At 68.4% G+C, this 16,487-nt stretch carries 13 protein-coding genes; 2 read left to right on the forward strand and 11 right to left on the reverse strand.

What is annotated here, in order from left to right; translation table 11 throughout:
- Positions 1 to 34: 34 nt before the first annotated feature.
- Both ACZ7KI_RS20005 and ACZ7KI_RS20010 read right to left on the reverse strand, forming a co-directional pair.
- The gene (locus tag ACZ7KI_RS20005) at positions 35 to 985 is read right to left on the reverse strand and encodes a D-alanine--D-alanine ligase family protein (protein ID WP_470274598.1); all 951 of its coding nucleotides are present in this window, start codon (positions 983 to 985) and stop codon (positions 35 to 37) included.
- Between the two features lie 37 nt (positions 986 to 1,022).
- Positions 1,023 to 2,342: an aminotransferase-like domain-containing protein gene (locus ACZ7KI_RS20010; RefSeq protein WP_470274642.1), complete on the reverse strand. Its 1,320-nt coding sequence runs from the start codon at positions 2,340 to 2,342 to the stop codon at positions 1,023 to 1,025.
- A 195-nt stretch (positions 2,343 to 2,537) separates the two neighbouring features.
- Here ACZ7KI_RS20010 and ACZ7KI_RS20015 point away from each other — a divergent pair, with 195 nt between their 5' ends.
- Positions 2,538 to 3,182, forward strand: coding sequence for a GNAT family N-acetyltransferase (locus tag ACZ7KI_RS20015; protein ID WP_465459656.1), 645 nt, complete (start codon positions 2,538 to 2,540; stop codon positions 3,180 to 3,182).
- A gap of 359 nt (positions 3,183 to 3,541) precedes the next feature.
- Here the strand turns inward: ACZ7KI_RS20015 and ACZ7KI_RS20020 are convergent, their stop codons facing one another.
- From ACZ7KI_RS20020 to ACZ7KI_RS20060, 9 genes are all read right to left on the reverse strand, one after another.
- Positions 3,542 to 4,690 carry an N-acetylmuramoyl-L-alanine amidase gene (locus tag ACZ7KI_RS20020; protein WP_061981639.1) on the reverse strand — a complete coding sequence of 383 codons (1,149 nt, stop codon included), beginning with the start codon at positions 4,688 to 4,690 and terminating at the stop codon, positions 3,542 to 3,544.
- Between the two features lie 260 nt (positions 4,691 to 4,950).
- Positions 4,951 to 5,274 carry a thioredoxin gene (gene trxA, locus ACZ7KI_RS20025; RefSeq protein ID WP_061981640.1) on the reverse strand — a complete coding sequence of 108 codons (324 nt, stop codon included), beginning with the start codon at positions 5,272 to 5,274 and terminating at the stop codon, positions 4,951 to 4,953.
- Between the two features lie 38 nt (positions 5,275 to 5,312).
- Positions 5,313 to 6,308, reverse strand: a complete 996-nt coding sequence (gene trxB, locus ACZ7KI_RS20030) for a thioredoxin-disulfide reductase (RefSeq protein WP_470274599.1) — start codon at positions 6,306 to 6,308, stop codon at positions 5,313 to 5,315.
- A 215-nt stretch (positions 6,309 to 6,523) separates the two neighbouring features.
- A complete protein-coding gene (locus ACZ7KI_RS20035) occupies positions 6,524 to 7,309 on the reverse strand; it encodes a hypothetical protein (RefSeq protein WP_470274600.1) in 786 nt (261 codons plus the stop codon).
- Complete coding sequence (gene sigM, locus ACZ7KI_RS20040; RefSeq protein ID WP_037308644.1) at positions 7,306 to 7,965, reverse strand: RNA polymerase sigma factor SigM; 660 nt, start codon at positions 7,963 to 7,965, stop codon at positions 7,306 to 7,308. Before sigM ends, ACZ7KI_RS20035 begins: the two co-directional genes overlap by 4 nt.
- Positions 7,966 to 7,996: 31 nt before the next feature.
- On the reverse strand, positions 7,997 to 9,559 hold the full coding sequence (locus ACZ7KI_RS20045) for a protein kinase family protein (protein WP_470274643.1): 1,563 nt from the start codon (positions 9,557 to 9,559) through the stop codon (positions 7,997 to 7,999).
- Positions 9,560 to 9,679: 120 nt separating this feature from the next.
- Positions 9,680 to 11,827: a murein biosynthesis integral membrane protein MurJ gene (gene murJ / locus ACZ7KI_RS20050; RefSeq protein ID WP_470274644.1), complete on the reverse strand. Its 2,148-nt coding sequence runs from the start codon at positions 11,825 to 11,827 to the stop codon at positions 9,680 to 9,682.
- Positions 11,828 to 12,180: 353 nt separating this feature from the next.
- Positions 12,181 to 14,331 (reverse strand): DUF6049 family protein, encoded by a 2,151-nt coding sequence (locus tag ACZ7KI_RS20055; protein ID WP_470274601.1) that lies wholly within the window; start codon positions 14,329 to 14,331, stop codon positions 12,181 to 12,183.
- Positions 14,332 to 14,853, reverse strand: a complete 522-nt coding sequence (locus ACZ7KI_RS20060) for an NUDIX hydrolase (protein WP_470274602.1) — start codon at positions 14,851 to 14,853, stop codon at positions 14,332 to 14,334.
- A gap of 148 nt (positions 14,854 to 15,001) precedes the next feature.
- On the opposite strand from ACZ7KI_RS20060, the gene ACZ7KI_RS20065 reads away from it, so the two are divergent.
- Positions 15,002 to 16,420: a CCA tRNA nucleotidyltransferase gene (locus ACZ7KI_RS20065; RefSeq protein ID WP_470274645.1), complete on the forward strand. Its 1,419-nt coding sequence runs from the start codon at positions 15,002 to 15,004 to the stop codon at positions 16,418 to 16,420.
- The last annotated feature ends 67 nt before the right edge of the window (positions 16,421 to 16,487 follow it).

A 16,487-nucleotide genomic window follows, 5' to 3' on the forward strand; every position in this document is an offset into this window, starting at 1 on the left:
CCGTCCCGGGCAAGTCCCCTTCGTCGAATCCGGTTCAGCTCTTGCGGGAAACCGCTCGTCCGACGAGGTCGGCGAAGACCGATCCGAGCGTGGCGCCGCCGGCCTCGATCGCCATCGGCACCGTCGAGGTCTCGGTGAGGCCCGGCGACAGGTTCACCGCGAGGAAGTAGACCGTGCCGTCCTCGGCGACCATCGCGTCGGTCCGCGAGATGTCGCGAAGCCCGAGTTGCCGGTGCGCGGCGACGGCCAGTTCGCTGACCGCCTTGGCGGCCTCGTCGGAGATCCGCGCGGGGGTGAAGAAATCGGTCAGCCCGGCGGTGTAGCGAGCCGTGTAGTCGTACACGCCGCTCTCCGGCACGATCTCGACTGCGGGCAGGGTCTCAGGTCCCGCTTCGCCTTCGATGACCGTCACGGCCACTTCAACGCCTTCTATGTACTTTTCGGCGAGAACGGTGTCGCCGTACGCGAAGCAGCCGACCATGGCGGCGGGCAGGTCCGCGGCCTCCTTGACGACCTGGGTGCCCAGTGCCGAACCGCCCTGGTGGGGCTTGAGGATCAGGGGCAGGCCCAGTTTTTCGACCATCGCGTCCAGTACGGCCTGCGCGCCGAGTTCGCGGAAGATGCTGTGCGGCAGCACGACCCAGTCCGGCGTGGTGAAGCCCGAATTGGCGACCAGGGCCTTGGCCGTCGGCTTGTCCCACGCGCGTCGGCAGCCCTGCGAGCTGGTACCGACGTACGGCACGTCCAGCATTTCCAGCACCGTCTGCACCGAGCCGTTCTCCCCCTCACCACCGTGAAGGGCGACGACGGCCGCGTCGGGGCGCTGGGTGCGAAGACGTTCGAGCAGGCTTGCGTCGGTGTCCCACTCTTCGACGAGGAGACCCTCCTCCCGCAGCGCGGCGGAGAGCCGGCGTCCGGAGCGGAGAGAGACGTCGCGTTCGTGGGAAAGTCCGCCTGCGAGCACGGCAACGGTGCGGTCGACCACCGAGGACTCCTTTGTGTCTATGGGGACGCCCGGTCGATCAGACCGTGTCCGGAGAGGGGTTCTGCGGCCCCGAGATCGAGCGTGGGCTCACGTTACCGAAGGTACGCGCGAGGTCCATTTCGGACTCGAGCACCGCGGCGAGCCGCCGGACGCCTTCGCGGATCCGCTCGGGCGTCGGGTAGCAATAGGAAAGTCGGAGCTGTCTGCTGCCGAAACCGTCGGCATAGAAACCGGTTCCGGAGGCGTAGGCGACCCGGGCGGTGACGGCCCTCGGCAGCATCGCCTTCGTGTCGACGCCTTCGGGGACGGTCATCCAGACGTAGAAACCGCCGTCGGGTTTGGTCCAGGTGCAGCCATCCGGCATATGCTGATCGAGCGCGGACAGGATCGCGTCCCGGCGCTCCCGGTAGTTTTCGCGGAAGGTCTTGATCTGACCCATCCAGTCGTGAGTCGAGAGGTATCGCGACACGATCAACTGGTTAAGCGTCGGCGGACAAAGGGTCGCGGACTCGGCCGCGAGCACCAGTTTCTCCCGGACGGCGTGCGGTGCGAGCACCCAGCCGACCCGCAGGCCGGAGGCGAAGGTCTTCGAGAACGAGCCCAGGTACACGACGTTGTCGGGGTCGATCGAGCGGAGCGACGGGTACGTCTGGCCACTGAAGCCGAGCAGGCCGTACGGATTGTCCTCGACGATGAGGATGTCGTGCTGGCGACAGATCTCCACGATCTCGGCGCGGCGTTCGACGGCCAGCGTGACGCCACCGGGGTTGTGGAAGTTCGGAATCGTGTAGAGGAATTTGACCCGCCGGCCCGCCTTTTTCGTCTCCGCGAGGGCGGCGCGCAGTCCTTCGGGGACCAGACCGTGGTCGTCCATCGCGACGTGGACGACGTCCGCCTGGTACGCGGCGAACGAGCCGAGCGCGCCGACGTACGACGGTCCTTCGGCGATGACGACATCGCCCGGGTCGCAGAACAGCCGGGTGACCATGTCGAGGCCCATCTGGGAGCCGACGGTCACGACGACGTCGTCCGGGTGGGCCTTGATGCCCTCGAGGGCCATGACCTCGCAGATCTGTTCGCGCAGCGCCGGGACGCCGTGCGCGGAGCCGTACTGGAGCGCGACCAAACCTTCTTCGGCGATGAGTTCGCCGACCTGCGTGGACAAGGTGTCCAACGGAAGAGCGGCGAGGTTCGGCATCCCGCCGGCGAGCGATACCACCTCGGGGCGACTGGCGACCGCGAACAAGGCCCTGATCTCGGAAGCAGTCATTCCGGCCGTACGCGCGGCGTAGCGGTCGAGATGCGGGTCGAGGTTGTGTCGGCCGGCCTGTGGCCGGACAGGGCGGTTCTCGGTCATCAGGCGCTTCACCCGTGCTTCGAAGTGGACATAGTCGCTACCGACTGGTAGTTCCATCGAGTGTAACCACCCTCCCTTGTGGGGCCCTGGCCTTCCGGTGTTCATCACATCGGCCTATCCTCGGTCTGGACCCCTTCAGCGAGCCGTGCTCGGGACAGGGCTGAGTCGGGTGTCGTCGTTCAGGGAGGTTTGTCGGTGTCGCGTCGCGTCGTGGGCGTAACCCTGGACAACCTCGAACATCTGCCCAAGAGCTGCCGCCGCTGCGTGTACTGGGAGCTGGCGCCGCATCTGAAGGCACAGGCCGAGGAATACGGCGCGACAGAGGTCGAAAAGGAAGCCTGGGTCTCCAGCGTGCTGCTGGAGTGGGGTTCCTGTGGCCGGATCGTCTACAGCGACACCTTGCCCGTCGGCTTCGTGCTCTACGCGCCGCCGAACGCCGTGCCGCGTTCGCTGGCCTTCCCCACTTCACCGCCCGGACCGGACGCGGTCCTGCTGACCGCCTTCCAGGTCCTCCCCGAATTCCAGGGCGGCGGACTCGGCCGGATGCTGGTGCAGGCCGTCGCGAAGGATCTGACGAAACGCGGTGTCCGCGCGATCGAGGCCTTCGGTGACGCCAAGCCCGACGAGACCGATCCGGACGGCGGGCACAGTTGCGTGCTGCCTGCCGCGTTCCTGCAGAGCGTCGGGTTCAAGACCGTGCGGCCTCATCCGCGGTGGCCGCGGCTGCGGCTGGAACTCCGGTCGGCGATCTCGTGGAAGGAAGACGTGGAGGCGGCTCTCGAACGGCTGCTCGGCCAGGTCTCCATCACCACCGCCGAGCCGAGCATGGGTCGCGCCTGAGCTTCGCCTTCCCGGAGGGTTCGAATCCGGTTGCGATGAAAGCGTCCTTCATTGCGAAATTCGCTATGAAAGGCCCCTTTATTGCGCGGCCCTAGCAGAGTTTTCGGGCGCGCGCAGCGGCCATCCCCCACCCTGGGGACAGCTGTGGGTAACCCGCCGAGTTATCCACAGATCCCTGATAGGAGCGGTGGAAAATCTGTGGATGGGTAGGCTGGACCTGGGGACGCCCCCCGGGAAGGGCGGGGGCTGCGCACCGCGTGGGGCTAGGGGTGGCGTGGTCCGGGGAGAGGGCACACAACCGGTTGTGCCGAGAGTGTCGGCAGGGGATTGTGCGCCCGCGTGCGGGTGTGGAGGACTGGCTACTCCGCTTTGGCGAGTTCGTGGGCCAGGACGTCGGCGAAGGTGAACGTGCCGGTCGGCTGGTCCCCTTCACCGAGGAGGTAGAGGCGCTTCACGGCGACCAGGATGCCTTCGGCGACGACGTCGCGGAAAGCCGGGTCGGCGAGTTTGCGGCTGTCCTCCGGGTTGGTCAGGTAGCCGATCTCGATCCGCACCGCCGGGCAGCGGGTGCGGGTGAAGATCTCCCAGGTCTTGTAGTGCGTGCGGCAGTCGAGCATGCCCGTCCGGACGGCCAGCTCACGCTGGATGAAGCCCGCGAGAAGCTCACCGACGGTCGAGGTGGTGCCGTTGCCGGTGCCGAAGTGGAAGCTCGCCACCCCCTGCGCCTTGGGCGAGGGGTTCTGGTCGTTGTGCAGCGAAAGGAACAGGTCGGCGCCCGCCTCGTTGGCGAACTTCGCGCGTTCACCTTCGCTGGGGCTCTGGTTCGGGCCGCGCGAGATCAGCGCCTCCATACCCGTGGCCTTCATCCGGCCTTCGAGCCGTCGCGCCAGATCCCAGGCGAGGTCCGCTTCGCGCAGGCCACCGGCGACGACACCGAGGTCTTCGCCGCCGTGGCCCGGGTCGATCACGATGCGCTTGCCGCGCAGCCGGGGGCCAGCCTGGCGCACCTGCTCCTGCTCACGCAGGAAGACGGGGCGGCCGCCGCGGGCCCGCGGCGAGGAAAGACGGTGCAGTTCGCGGATGGTGGCCGGACCGCAGATGCCGTCGGCGACCAGGCGCATGTCGCGCTGGAAGGTCTTGAGCGCGCGTTCGGTCTGCGCACCGAAATGCCCGTCCGGGCGGCCGGCGTCGAAACCGAGTTCGGTCAGCCGCTCCTGGAGGGCGAAAACGTCGTCGCCGTGCACCGGCGCCGCGAACATGTAGGCCAGCGGCCTGCTCCCCAGGTGGAAGCTGGCGCCACGGAGTGCTTGGTAGGTCGCCGGGCCCACCAGGCCGTCGGTGATGAGCCCACGACGCTGCTGGAACGCCCGCACGGCGTGTTCCATAGGCGTGTCGAAGACCTCGTACTCCCCGGATTCGGTCACCGGCGGGAGCAGATCCATCGCCGCAAGCGTGGACCTGATCTCGGCGACGTCCGGCCCGGCGTCACCGCGGCGGAGTACCCGCATGCACTCCTCGCTCTTCCCTTGGGGCACCGAATCGAGCTCGATGCACGACGTGAAAACTCTGCGGGGCGAACCCCGGTGCTCTATTGTGCCCTGTGAACTCTCGGTGAGCGCGGAGGCCCGGTCAGTGCGTCGACTCCTCGTTCGTGAAACCCGGTCGAGCGCCATGATCATGTTGCCGTGACGACCTGAAGTACCCGGTCGGCGGAACGACGAAACCCGGAGCCTTGGCAGGCCCCGGGTTTCGGCAGGTGAACGCGAGATCAGAGGACGTCGGCGAGGTCCGAGAGCAGCGCGGCCTTCGGCTTGGCGCCGACGATCTGCTTCACCGGCTTGCCGCCCTGGAACAGGATCAGCGTCGGGATCGACATCACCTGGTAGTCACGCGCAGTGTTCGGGTTGGCGTCGATGTCGAGCTTCGCGATGGTCAGCTTTTCGCCGTGCTCCGCCGCGATCTCGTCGAGCACCGGGGCGACCATCTTGCACGGACCGCACCACGTCGCCCAGAAGTCGACCAGGACGGGCTTCTCACTCGTCAGCACGTCGTCGACGAACGACTTGTCGGTCACCTTCACGGTGTTGCTCATGGTGTCTCCTCTGGGGTGGTGAACGGGGTGCTGTGGAGTCAGTTGGCGGAGGCGCCGTAGCCGCCGCCGACCAGCTCGGGGGTTTCCTGCGCGGCCTCGACACCGGCGTGTTCCGCCAGCCATCGTTCCGCGTCGATCGCGGCGGCGCAGCCCGAACCCGCGGCGGTGATCGCCTGCCGGTAGGTCCGGTCGACCAGGTCGCCGGCCGCGAACACGCCGGGCAGGTTCGTGTAGGAAGTGCGGCCCTGGGTGAGCACGTAACCGTCCTCGTCGAGGTCCACCTGACCGCGCACCAGTTCGCTGCGCGGGTCGTGGCCGATCGCGACGAAGAAACCCGTCACGTCCAGCTTCGACTCCTCGCCGGTCACGGTGTCCTTGAGCTTGAGGCCCTCGACCTTGCCGTCACCCTCGACCTCGGTGATCTGCTTGTTGAGCGCCCACTTGATCTTCTCGTTCTCGCGGGCGCGCTCCAGCATGATCTTGGAGGCTCGGAACTCCTCGCGGCGGTGGACGATCGTGACGGACTTGGCGAACTTCGTCAGGAAGGTCGCCTCCTCCATCGCGGAGTCGCCGCCGCCGGCGACCACGATGTCGTGATCGCGGAAGAAGAAACCGTCGCAGGTGGCACAGGCCGAAACACCCCGGCCGAGCAGTTCCTGCTCACCCGGGACGTTCAGATAGCGCGCCGCGGCGCCCATCGAGAGCACGACCGCGCGGGCCGCGTAACGCTTGCCGTTCGCGAAGACGTACTTGACCTCACCGGTCAGCTCGACGGACTCGACGTCCTCCTGCCGCAGGTCGGCGCCGAAACGCTTGGCCTGCTCGCGCATTTCTTCCATGAGGTCGGGGCCCTGGATGCCTTCGCGGAAGCCGGGGAAGTTCTCGACCTCCGTCGTCGTCATCAACGCACCGCCGAACTGAGTGCCCTCGAACACCAACGGTTCAAGCTGCGCTCGTGCCGCGTAGACAGCGGCGGTGTACCCCGCAGGACCAGATCCAATGACGATCAGGTTCCTGATCTCCTCGGCAGCCACCCGTGACCTCCGCTCGTAGTGACCTGTTCACCAGGCTCAACACGATCGTAGGTGCCGGTGTTCCCGCCCGTGACCGCCGCTACTTCTCCACGCTTGCGGCGGCACTGAGATCCGACCTCTAGCGCCGCTAGGAAAACTAGCGCGATAGCAAAGGTCCCTCGCTCCCCCGAAATGGGGCTGGTGGGGAGCGAGGGACCGATGAGGTTCCGGACCGGCTACTTCTGTCCGATGATCTTGTCGAAGAGGAGAGCCGGGTTGCCGGGGCCGCAGTCGGCGCCGAACGCGACGATGCGGAACTGGGCGAGTTTGCCTGTGGTGTAGATCACCATCACGCCGTCCTTGCCCGCGACGTTCACCGGCCGGATGCCTTCCGGGCGTACGTCGGGGTCCAGTCCGGCGGCCGCGACACAGGCGTCGAGCCGTTCTTCGGTCTTCAGCGAGCCGAAGTCACGGACGCCGATCGCCTTGCCGACGAGGGCTTCCGCTCCGCCGCCGTCTCCGCCGACCGAAGGGCCAGTGGGTGCGGGCGGGGGCTGCGCGACACCGCCGGGCGTCGTCTGCTGCGTGGTGGGCACGACGATCGCGACGGCGGCGATGGCCGCCGCGGCCACGGTCGCTATCCCGGCGCCCCAGCCGATCCGCTTGTTCCGTTTCCGCCGTGCTGCCGCGAGGTCCACCACCGGGGCCACCTGCGCCTGCTGTGCTTGAGGTGTGCCTTGAAACGCAGGCGTCGCCCGCATTTCGGCGGCCAGTGCCGCGTCGAGCCGGGCCGCGAACTCCGCGGGCATGGGCGCGACCGGTTCGTTCGCGAGTTCCGCGAGGTCGGCCGTGGTCGCTTCGAGTGCTTCGATGATCGCCAGTGCTTCGGGGTCGGCGTTCACCAGCGGCCACAGCTCGGCCGCCTCCCGCTCGTCCAGCACACCTGCGTGCAGGTCGGCGAGCACATCGACAGACCACGGCGGACCGACGGTCCCACCGATCCCCCTGCTCTCGTCTGTCATCGTCCCTCCCCGTCACCCGGCGTGCCCTGAGGACGCCTGGCACCCCGTTGCGGGGTAGCGCGCTCTCGTTTGCTTTCGTGAGTTGGGACGTTCGCAATCGCATCGGGGTTCCGCAGATGTCCGAGAACCTTCGCGAGCTTTCCGCGACCTCGGGCACATCTGCTCTTGACCGTGCCCTCCGCGATGCCGAGCATCTTCGCCGTCTCAGCGACGGAGTATCCCTCGACGTCGACCAACACGATCGGGGCACGTTGCTCTTCGGGAAGCTGGTCGAGGGCTTCCTTCACCACCAGGCTGGTCTCGCGCTCGGACATCGAGTCGCGCGGCGAGGCCGGCTCGTTGAACTGCCCGGTCTCGGGCAGCGGGACGGTCGGTCTGGCCTTGCCCCGCCGGATGCGGTCGAGGCACGCGTTCACGACGATGCGGTGCAACCACGTCGTGACCTGCGATTCGGCGCGGAAATTGCCCGCTGCGCGGAACGCGGAGATGAAGGCGTCCTGCAGGGCGTCCGCGGCTTCTTCCGGATCCCGCACGGTGCGCAGGGCCACTGCCCACATGCGGTCTCGATGTCGCTGGACCAGTTCACTGAACGCGTGCGGGTCCCCGGCGGCATGGGCCGCTATGAGATCCGCGTCCGTGGGAGCTGCAGCTGTCACTCGGGAGAGCCTACTGACCCCTTGATCTGCGTCACCCCGCAGGCAGGAACGTCAGCTCTTTGATTTCGGTGATGAACTTGCCTTCGTCATTTTCACCCAGCTGAGTGATCCAGATGATGAAGTACTGACCCTGCTGTGGCTGCTGCAACGCGATGGTCGATTCACCCGCCGCGAGTTCCCCGCTGCCGACGACCTTTGTCTCGTCGAGCTTCGGGTTCTTCTTGTCGGCGGTGCGGATCTCGACCTTCGAGCCGGGGCTTCCTGCGTCGATCTTGATCTGGCTGAGGTTGATCGGATCCTTGAAGGTCATGATCAGCCCGACGCCGTCCTTGAGTACCGGCAACTGCTTGTCGTACTCGTCGGTCTTCCACGCGGTGCCCGCGTCGCCGTCGGTCGTGTTCTTGGCGCGGCCTGGGCTGTCGCCCCTGCTGCCCGGGTTGAACACGGCGACCGCGGAGGGCTTCACCGCCGCGCCGACGCCGGGAGGCGCGGGCGGTTGCTGACCCGGCGGGGGTTGCTCGCCCGGAGGCGGTGTGACCTGTGAAGACGGCGACGCGGCGACGTTGATCTGCGGACCACTGGACTTCGATTCGCCCTGGAACAGGTTGATCAGCATCATCCCGCCCCAGGCGAGGATCACCACGGTGGCGACGACCAGCACGGTCACGCCGAACGCGAGCTTCTTGCGCCGCGCGACGTCCTTGACCGGTTTTTTCGTCGTCCAGACGGTGCCGTCCGGTTCGGCGACCGCTTCGTCTTCGCCGACGGCTTTGATCAGCTGGGTGCGTTCCTCGGCTTCGGCGACCTGGTCCAGCACACGCAGGATGGCCGCGCTGGTGCGGATGCCGCCGTGGCCGCCGTCCTCGATGGTGCGGACGGCGAGTGAGGACAGCTCGACCGGGACCGTCGGGACCAGCGAACGCGGCGGGATGACCCGTCCGTTCGGCGAAAGCGGCGCGGCGGGGATCGCGGCTGGACCGCCGGGCAGCGCCCAGCGGCCGGTCAGGAGCAGGTAGAGGACCGCGCCGAGCGCCTTGACGTCGTCGCGAAGGGTCGCTTCGGGAAGCGGGCCGGGGAAGGCGAGCTTCAGCGCGCCGTCCGGGGTGAGCCGCAGCCGTTGCGGATGGTCGAGGCCGAGAACGAGACCGTTCTGATGGGCGTGGTCGACGGCTTCCGCCAGCGCCTGCACCATCCTGGCCGCCGCGGCGGGCGCGACCGGACGCTGCGCCACCAGGTCGACCAGGTCGCTGCCCTTGGTCCATTCCGCGACGACGACACCGAGCAGACCTTCGCTCGAGGTGACGCCGCTGCCGAGACTGAGCACGTCGAGGACGCGGGCGACCCCGCCGTGACCGAACTTCGAGGCGTGCGCGGCACGCTCCAACGTCCGGCGCGCGAGCCTCGCGGCTTCCGCGTCCGCCGGGTCACCGACCAGCAGCGTCAGCGCGACATCCCGCTTCAGCTGCCCGTCGCGGGCACGCCAAAGGTGCGCGGCGGCTCGTTCGTCCACCCCGAACTGTGCGAGCAGGCGATACCGGCCGTCACCGACGACCCGGCCAGGGGCCAGCGACCCGCTTTGGGCCCGGATGCCCACCTGGCTCGCCTCCCCTGCCTGTTCGCTCCGTCTCGTATCCACCGCACTCTCCCGCGTAGCTCCCACCCCGAGAGTACCCAGAATACGACGCGTGAACGCGCGCCATCCGTGCGTGAATCGTTACCCGCGCTTGATCAACCGGGTGATTCTGGCCGTGGCGGGCTTCAATTCCTCGACCTTCAGGGCCATGAGCACGCCGAACGACACGACGATCCCGACCACCGTCTGCAGGAGAAGTTTCACCCAGGCATGGAAAGTAGGCCCGAACGAGTCAGGGACGATCTGCCCGGCGAGCCAGGCCGCGCCGACCCCGAGCACACTCGCGACGACCGTGAAGAGGATCACCCCGAGAACCCGCTTGCTCCGGAGGTTTCCGAGGGTCACCCACAGCCAAACCTGGCCGAGGATCGCGCCGACGACGAACGTGAGGCCGTTGACCATCATCACGCCGAGCACGATGTTGTCCGGCGACAGCAGCGCGGGGCACAGGTACAGCAGCGGCACCTTCACCACGGTCATCACGATCATGATCAGCACCGGCGTCCGCGCGTCCTTCATCGAGTAGAAGACCCGCATCTGCAGCATGACCAGCGCGTACGGCAGCAGCGCGAACGCGGAGATGGCCAGCGCCTCGCCCATCCGCGACGCGTTCTCGACCGTGCCCTTGCCCAAGGTGAACAGTGCGATGCCGACCGAACCGCCGACGACGGTCATCACCGCGGAGATCGGCAGGAGGGTCACCGTCGAGAGGCGCGACGCGTAGGAGAGGTCGCCGATCAGCTTCTTGTGGTCGCCGTCGGCGGCCGCGCGGCTCATCCTCGGCATGATCGCGGTCAGCAGCGAGACACCGATGACGCCGTACGGCAGCTGGAAGAGCAGCCACGCGTTGCTGTACGCGGTCACACCGCCTTGTGAGCCGCTGGTCAGAACACGGGTGGTGATCGTGTAACCAACCTGGCTGACCGCGACGTAGCCGACGGTCCACAGGGCGAGCCCGCCGAACTCCTTCATGCGCTTGTCGATGCCCCAGCGCCATTTGAACTTGAACCCGGACCGGAGCAGCGGCGGGATCAGCAGCACCGACTGCGCCACGATGCCCGCGGTCACGCCGAGGCCGAGCGTCATCAGCTTCGGGTCGGTGATCGACACGGGGTCGGTCGAGATGTTCCCCGGCATGATCCAGACCACGAGGATCGTGAAGATGACGACCAGGTTGTTGATCACCGGCGCCCAGGCTGTCGGGCCGAAGATGTGCTTCGCGTTCAGGATCGCCGAGAGCAGCGCGAACACGCCGTAGAAGAAGATCTGCGGCAGCAGCAGGTACGCGAACGCGGTGACCAGTTCCGGATTCGCCTGGCCCTTGTCGTCGACGTACAGCTTGGTGATCAGCGGTGCCGCGATGACGGCGACGGCCGTGCCGACGACGAGCAGCGTGCCCGCCACCGTGACCAGCCGCTGCGTGTAGGCCTCGCCGCCGTCCTTGTCGTCCTGCGACCGCACGAGCAGCGGGACGACGAGACTGGAGAGCACACCGCCCATCAGCAGTTCGAAGATGATGTTCGGCATCGTGTTGGCGACGTTGAACGAGTCGTTCTCGACCTGGGCGCCGATGGCGGCGACCAGCAGCAGCTTCCACGCGAAGCCGGTGATCCGGCTGATCAGCGAGGCGATCGCCATCCGGCCGCTGGACTTCGCGATCGACGGCGCCTTCGCCGGGGCGGCGACGTCCTGTTCACCGGTGTCCCCCGGCCGCGGTTTGACCAGCGGCGCGTCCTTGATCGCCGGCATGACCTGCGTGGCGAGCTGGTCGTACGGGCGGAGGACGTCGGGGTCGGCGACCGGCCAGCGCGATCCCATCGGGACACCGGGCGTGCGCGGGATGAACCGCGTCGCGTCGGGTTCGTCGCGCCGGTCCACCTGCCACGGGCGGACCGGTGGCGGCTGACGGCGTCCTCGATGAGGCGGGGGCGGTGTCTGGTTGAGCGCCTGCGGCGCCGTCGGCGGACGGCGCTGTGGTGGATTCTGGGGCGGATTTTGGGACGGCTGCGGCAGCGACGGTGCCGCAGGCGGCGGGACCGGCTGACGCCGGGTCGGCGGAGGCGGCGTCGACTGCGACGGCGGCGTCGCGGGCGGAGGGGCCTTCCGCAGGGGTTTCTTGGGCGGCGCCTGGTTCGGTGCCGGCGGATTCTGCGGTGGATTCTGGGGCGGCCTCAGCCGCCGTGTCTCGTCGTCGGGACGGCCGACCACCCGCGGACGGCGACCGTCCACCGGCTGCGGAGGAGGCGGTGGCACGGACGGCGGGGGCCCGGCAGGCGGAGGAACGGACGGCGGTGGCACCGCCCGTCGCGGGCGCTCACCGCGTTCGGGCGGGAGCTGCGGAGGCGGCTGACGGCGTTCCCCGCGTTCAGGGCGCTCGGGGCGTCCTGAACGCTCCGGACGGCGTACCGGGCCATCGGTGCGGCGGGGCGGCGGGGGCGGCGTACCTTCGCGCCGGGGACGGCCTGCACGCTCGGGCGGTACACCCGGCTCTCGTTCCAACGTGCGCCCAATCCTCGGTGCTCGACTACCTGATGCCCGGTGGCATCGTTCGACCCAGGGTAATCGGCAACGGCCTGAAACACTTAAACCTGTGCGTCCTCGGTCACACGTGGGGCGGTGTCGTTCGCCCGATCGGCCCGCGAGTCCTTGATCCTGCGGTAGATCCGACGGGACGAGAGCAGCAGCAGCGCGCCCGCCGCGGTCAGCGTGATGATGATGGTGATCGCGCCGTACTCCGTCGAGGTCAGCTCGAACCGCGCGTCGGAGCCGAGCTTGGTCCCGTCGGGCGTGGTCAGGGTGACGTCGACGCTGAACCGGCCCGCTCGCAGCGCCTCGACCGGGATCAGCTGGTTGACGGCGCCGTAGGCCGGGACGGTCCGCTCCGGGACCGCTTCGGTCGGGCGCAGGCCCACGTTGTTCTTCAGCACGGTGCGGACGTTGACGCCGACCGGCAGGCCGTTGGTGATGTACGCCGGCAGCGGCGACGCGCCGGAGGCCAGCGCGATCGTCTGCTTCGGCCGCTCCACGGTCACCTGGCTGCGGATCGCCTCGAGATCCCCGCGGGCGTTCCCGGTGACGATCCCGGCGTCCGCGCCGTTCCACGACAGCGACGCGGCTCGGATGAGGGCGAGCCGGACCGGGGCGATCACGTCGGCCGGATTCACCCGTTTGGTCGCATCCATCGTCATCGCCGACGACAGGCCCAGCGTCTCGTTGTCGAGCTGGGACATCTTCGCGGTGACGTCACCGCTGGTCGCGGCCGTGAGGTCCTGCGGGTCGTAATTGACCGTCGCGGTCCCGGAAGGGCTCTCGCCGAGCAGATCGGGCAGTGGCGTCGACTTGGCGAGACCGGCGGCGTAGAAGTCGCCCATCCGCTCCAGGAACGTGGTGAGCTCGGGGCCGGTCTCGTCCCAGTGCCGCGGCGGTGCGATCAGCAGGCGCGAACGCTCCTGCCCCGCGGTCTGCCCGCCGAGCCCGGCCCGGAACGCGATCGCGCCGAGCCCGTTCTGGGTGGACACCGATCCGTCCAGTGCGGAGGCGATCAGCGCGTCGATCGGCTGCGCGCGCAGGTCCGTTCCTTCGATCGAGACCGCGCTCGAAACCGGGGAATCGGACTGGAGCTTGCCCGAGTCGGTCAGCACGGTCTTCACGCCTGCCTTGCCGAGCGCCTCGACGGTCTGCGAGTCGAGGGCGCCGCCGGGCCAGAGCACGCCGTCCTGCGGCTGGATCCCGAGCAGGTTCTTGATCGTCGCCGCGCCGCCGATCGCACTGGCCAGCAGCGCGGTGTCGGTGGCGTCCCCGGCGCGGACCTTCGTCAGCGCGGTGAGGTCGGCGTCGGCGAACGGGAGGGTGACCACGCATCGGCCCGCGACCAGTGCCTTCAGCTGGCCGAGCCAGTTCTTCGCGGTTTCGACGCCCTTGCCGGGAACAGGCCCGCTCCCGGTGGCCACCTGGTAGCCGCGGGTCATCCCGTCCACGGTCGCGACGAGATCGGGGTCGATGGCCAGGCACAACGACGACGAGACCTTCGTGTCGGCCTCGGCCGCGCGCGCCGCCGCGACCAGCGAGTCCAGTCGTCCGCCGGTACCCAGCTCGCCTGCCAGCCGCTCGTCGGACAGGGTCAGCGGACCGCCGAGCGGGGACGAGACGACGTGCACGGTGCTGTTCGCGATCGGCCACAGCAGGCTGGTGGACGGCGCGGACGGCGGACGCGACGCGGGCGCCTTGCCGGGGACGCCGAGCACCGGCATCAGCAGGCTGACCGCCGCGAGCCGTTCCGGACCGCCGAAATCCGGGGTGCCGTTGACGTTGACCAGCAGCGGATACACCCCGGGCCGCGGGAACTGCAGCTTCGAGGACTGTCCGAGCGGGACGGCCAGGTTCAGCCCGGCGCTCTGCCCCGGCTCCAAGGAGTCCGGCGCGAGGTCGACGAAGTCCGTGGCCGAGAGGTCCTTGAACTTGCCGCCGCCGAGCACGTCGCTGATCTGCTGCTCGGTCTGGAGCCGGGTGCCCAGCTGCAGCCGCACGCCGAGTTTGCTGATCCGCCGGTCGCCGATGTTGGTGACGCGGCCGGTGATGGTGAGCGACGTCGAGGTCGTGGTGACCACACGGGGGTTGAGCTGGTCGAGGTCCACGCGCAGCCGGGGCTGTTCCTGGGCCTGCGCGACCGCGCCGAACAACGCGGGCAGAGCCAGGAACAGGATCGACAGGACAGTGGCGGCGAGCCGCTTCACTCAGGTGCTCCCTCGGCGGTTCGTGCGTTGCTGCGCGAAGAGTTCTTTGGCCTTCCGGACCAGCTTGCGCTCGTCGGAGTAGGCGAGCTTGGTCTCCAGCTCGGCGAGCGGTACCCAGGCGACCTCGGTCACCTCGACATCCTCGTCCGAAAGTTCGCCGCCGGTGGATTCCAGGATGAAATGGTGCACCGTCTTGTGCACCCGCCGTCGCTCGGCCACGAACCAGTAGTCGATGGTGCCGAGCGGCTGGAGGACCTGCGCGGAGATGCCGGTCTCCTCCTTCACCTCCCGCACCGCGGTCTGCTCCACCGTCTCCCCGTCCTCGATATGGCCCTTCGGCAGCGACCACAGCAGTCTGCCGTGCCTGTCGAGCCGCCCGATCAGCGCGGCGTTGGCCCGTTCGGCGTCGACGACGAGTCCACCGGCCGAGGTTTCGTCGACCGTGGTCAGCCGCCTGCCCCGCCTGCGCCTCCGCCGGCGGCCCGGCTTCGAAGCGCCGGAGCGGCCGGCTGATCCAGACATGCTGCGATGCTAGAGCAAACGGCGGTACGGGTACGCTGGCTCACCGTGCCCGTGTTGGGCCGGGTCGTAGTAAGTACATCCAAATCGTGGTGGGATTGTCGTGAACAAGGTGGTCGCCGGGCAGGCGGTTGCGGGGAAGAGCACTGCGATGCAGAACGCCGTGGCGGAGCTGATGCGGATCTCCCCGTTGGCGGATGAGCTCGCGAAGCTCTTCGCCAAGGCCGGTTACAGCCTGTACCTGGTCGGCGGAAGCGTCCGCGACATGATGCTCGACAGGCTGTCGAGCGATCTCGACTTCACCACCGACGCGCGGCCGGACCAGGTACTGAAGATCGTCAGCGCCTGGGGTGACGCGGTGTGGGACGTCGGTATCGCGTTCGGCACGGTCGGCGTGACCAAACAGGGCATGACCCTGGAGATCACGACGTTCCGCGCCGACAGCTACGACCGCGTCGGCCGCAACCCCGAGGTCACCTTCGGCGACAGCATCGAGGGCGACCTGCTCCGCCGTGACTTCACGGTCAACGCGATGGCGATCGACCTGGCGAACCAGACCTTCGTCGACCCGCACAACGGGCTGCAGGCGCTGCAGGACAGGGTGCTCGACACGCCCGCGACCCCGCAGGAGTCCTTCGCCGACGACCCGCTGCGCATGCTGCGTGCCGCGCGTTTCTCCGCGCAGCTCGGGTTCACCGCGGCGCCGCGGGTGATCGACGCGATGACGTCGATGGCCGACGAGATCGACCGGATCACCGCCGAGCGTGTCCAGGCCGAGCTGTCGAAGCTGCTGCTCGCCGGCGATCCCCGGCCAGGGATCGAGTTGCTGGTCGAGACCGGCCTCGCCGACCGCGTGGTGCCCGAGGTGTCCGGCATGCGGCTGGCGATCGACGAGCACCACCAGCACAAGGACGTCTACCAGCACTCGCTGACCGTGCTCGAGCAGGCGATCGATCTGGAGAAGTCACACGAACCGACGTCGGAACCGGATCTGATCCTCCGGCTCGCGGCGCTCCTGCACGACATCGGCAAGCCGGCGACGCGCGAGTTCCAGCCCGGCGGTGGCGTGAGCTTCCACCACCACGAGGTCGTCGGCGCGAAAATGGCCCGCAAGCGTTTGCGTGCCCTGAAGTTCTCGAAGGAGATCGTCCAGGACGTCAGCCAGCTCGTGTTCCTGCACCTGCGGTTCCACGGGTACGGCAAGGGCGAGTGGACGGATTCGGCGGTGCGGCGCTACGTCACCGACGCCGGCGACCTGCTGCCCCGGCTGCACAAACTGGTGCGCGCCGACTGCACCACGCGCAACCGGAAGAAGGCGGCGGCGCTGCAGGCGACCTACGACGACCTCGAGCGGCGGATCGAAGCGATCCAGGCGCAGGAGGACCTCGACCGGGTCCGGCCGGACCTCAACGGCGAAGAGATCATGCGGATCCTCGGCCTCAAGCCGGGGCCGGACGTCGGCAAGGCGTGGAAGCACCTGAAGGAACTGCGGCTCGACCGCGGTCCGCTGGAGCACGACGACGCCGTGGCCGAGTTGCGGAAGTGGGCCGCCGAGAACGGCATCGGCTGAGATGAACCCCGTTGGTCTCTGGATCCATCCGGTGTAACCGGAGATACTCCTGCCGGTGCTCCGGGCA

This window comes from Amycolatopsis sp. NPDC039088, assembly GCF_055598845.1.

Coding starts and splice junctions, on each gene's coding strand:
- ACZ7KI_RS20010 (WP_470274642.1), bottom strand. CDS start 2,342: ATGACCGAGAACCGCCCTGTCCGGCCACAGGCCGGCCGACACAACCTC.
- ACZ7KI_RS20020 (WP_061981639.1), bottom strand. CDS start 4,690: ATGCGGGTACTCCGCCGCGGTGACGCCGGGCCGGACGTCGCCGAGATC.
- trxA (WP_061981640.1), bottom strand. CDS start 5,274: ATGAGCAACACCGTGAAGGTGACCGACAAGTCGTTCGTCGACGACGTG.
- ACZ7KI_RS20035 (WP_470274600.1), bottom strand. CDS start 7,309: ATGACAGACGAGAGCAGGGGGATCGGTGGGACCGTCGGTCCGCCGTGG.
- ACZ7KI_RS20060 (WP_470274602.1), bottom strand. CDS start 14,853: ATGTCTGGATCAGCCGGCCGCTCCGGCGCTTCGAAGCCGGGCCGCCGG.
- ACZ7KI_RS20065 (WP_470274645.1), top strand. CDS start 15,002: ATGCAGAACGCCGTGGCGGAGCTGATGCGGATCTCCCCGTTGGCGGAT.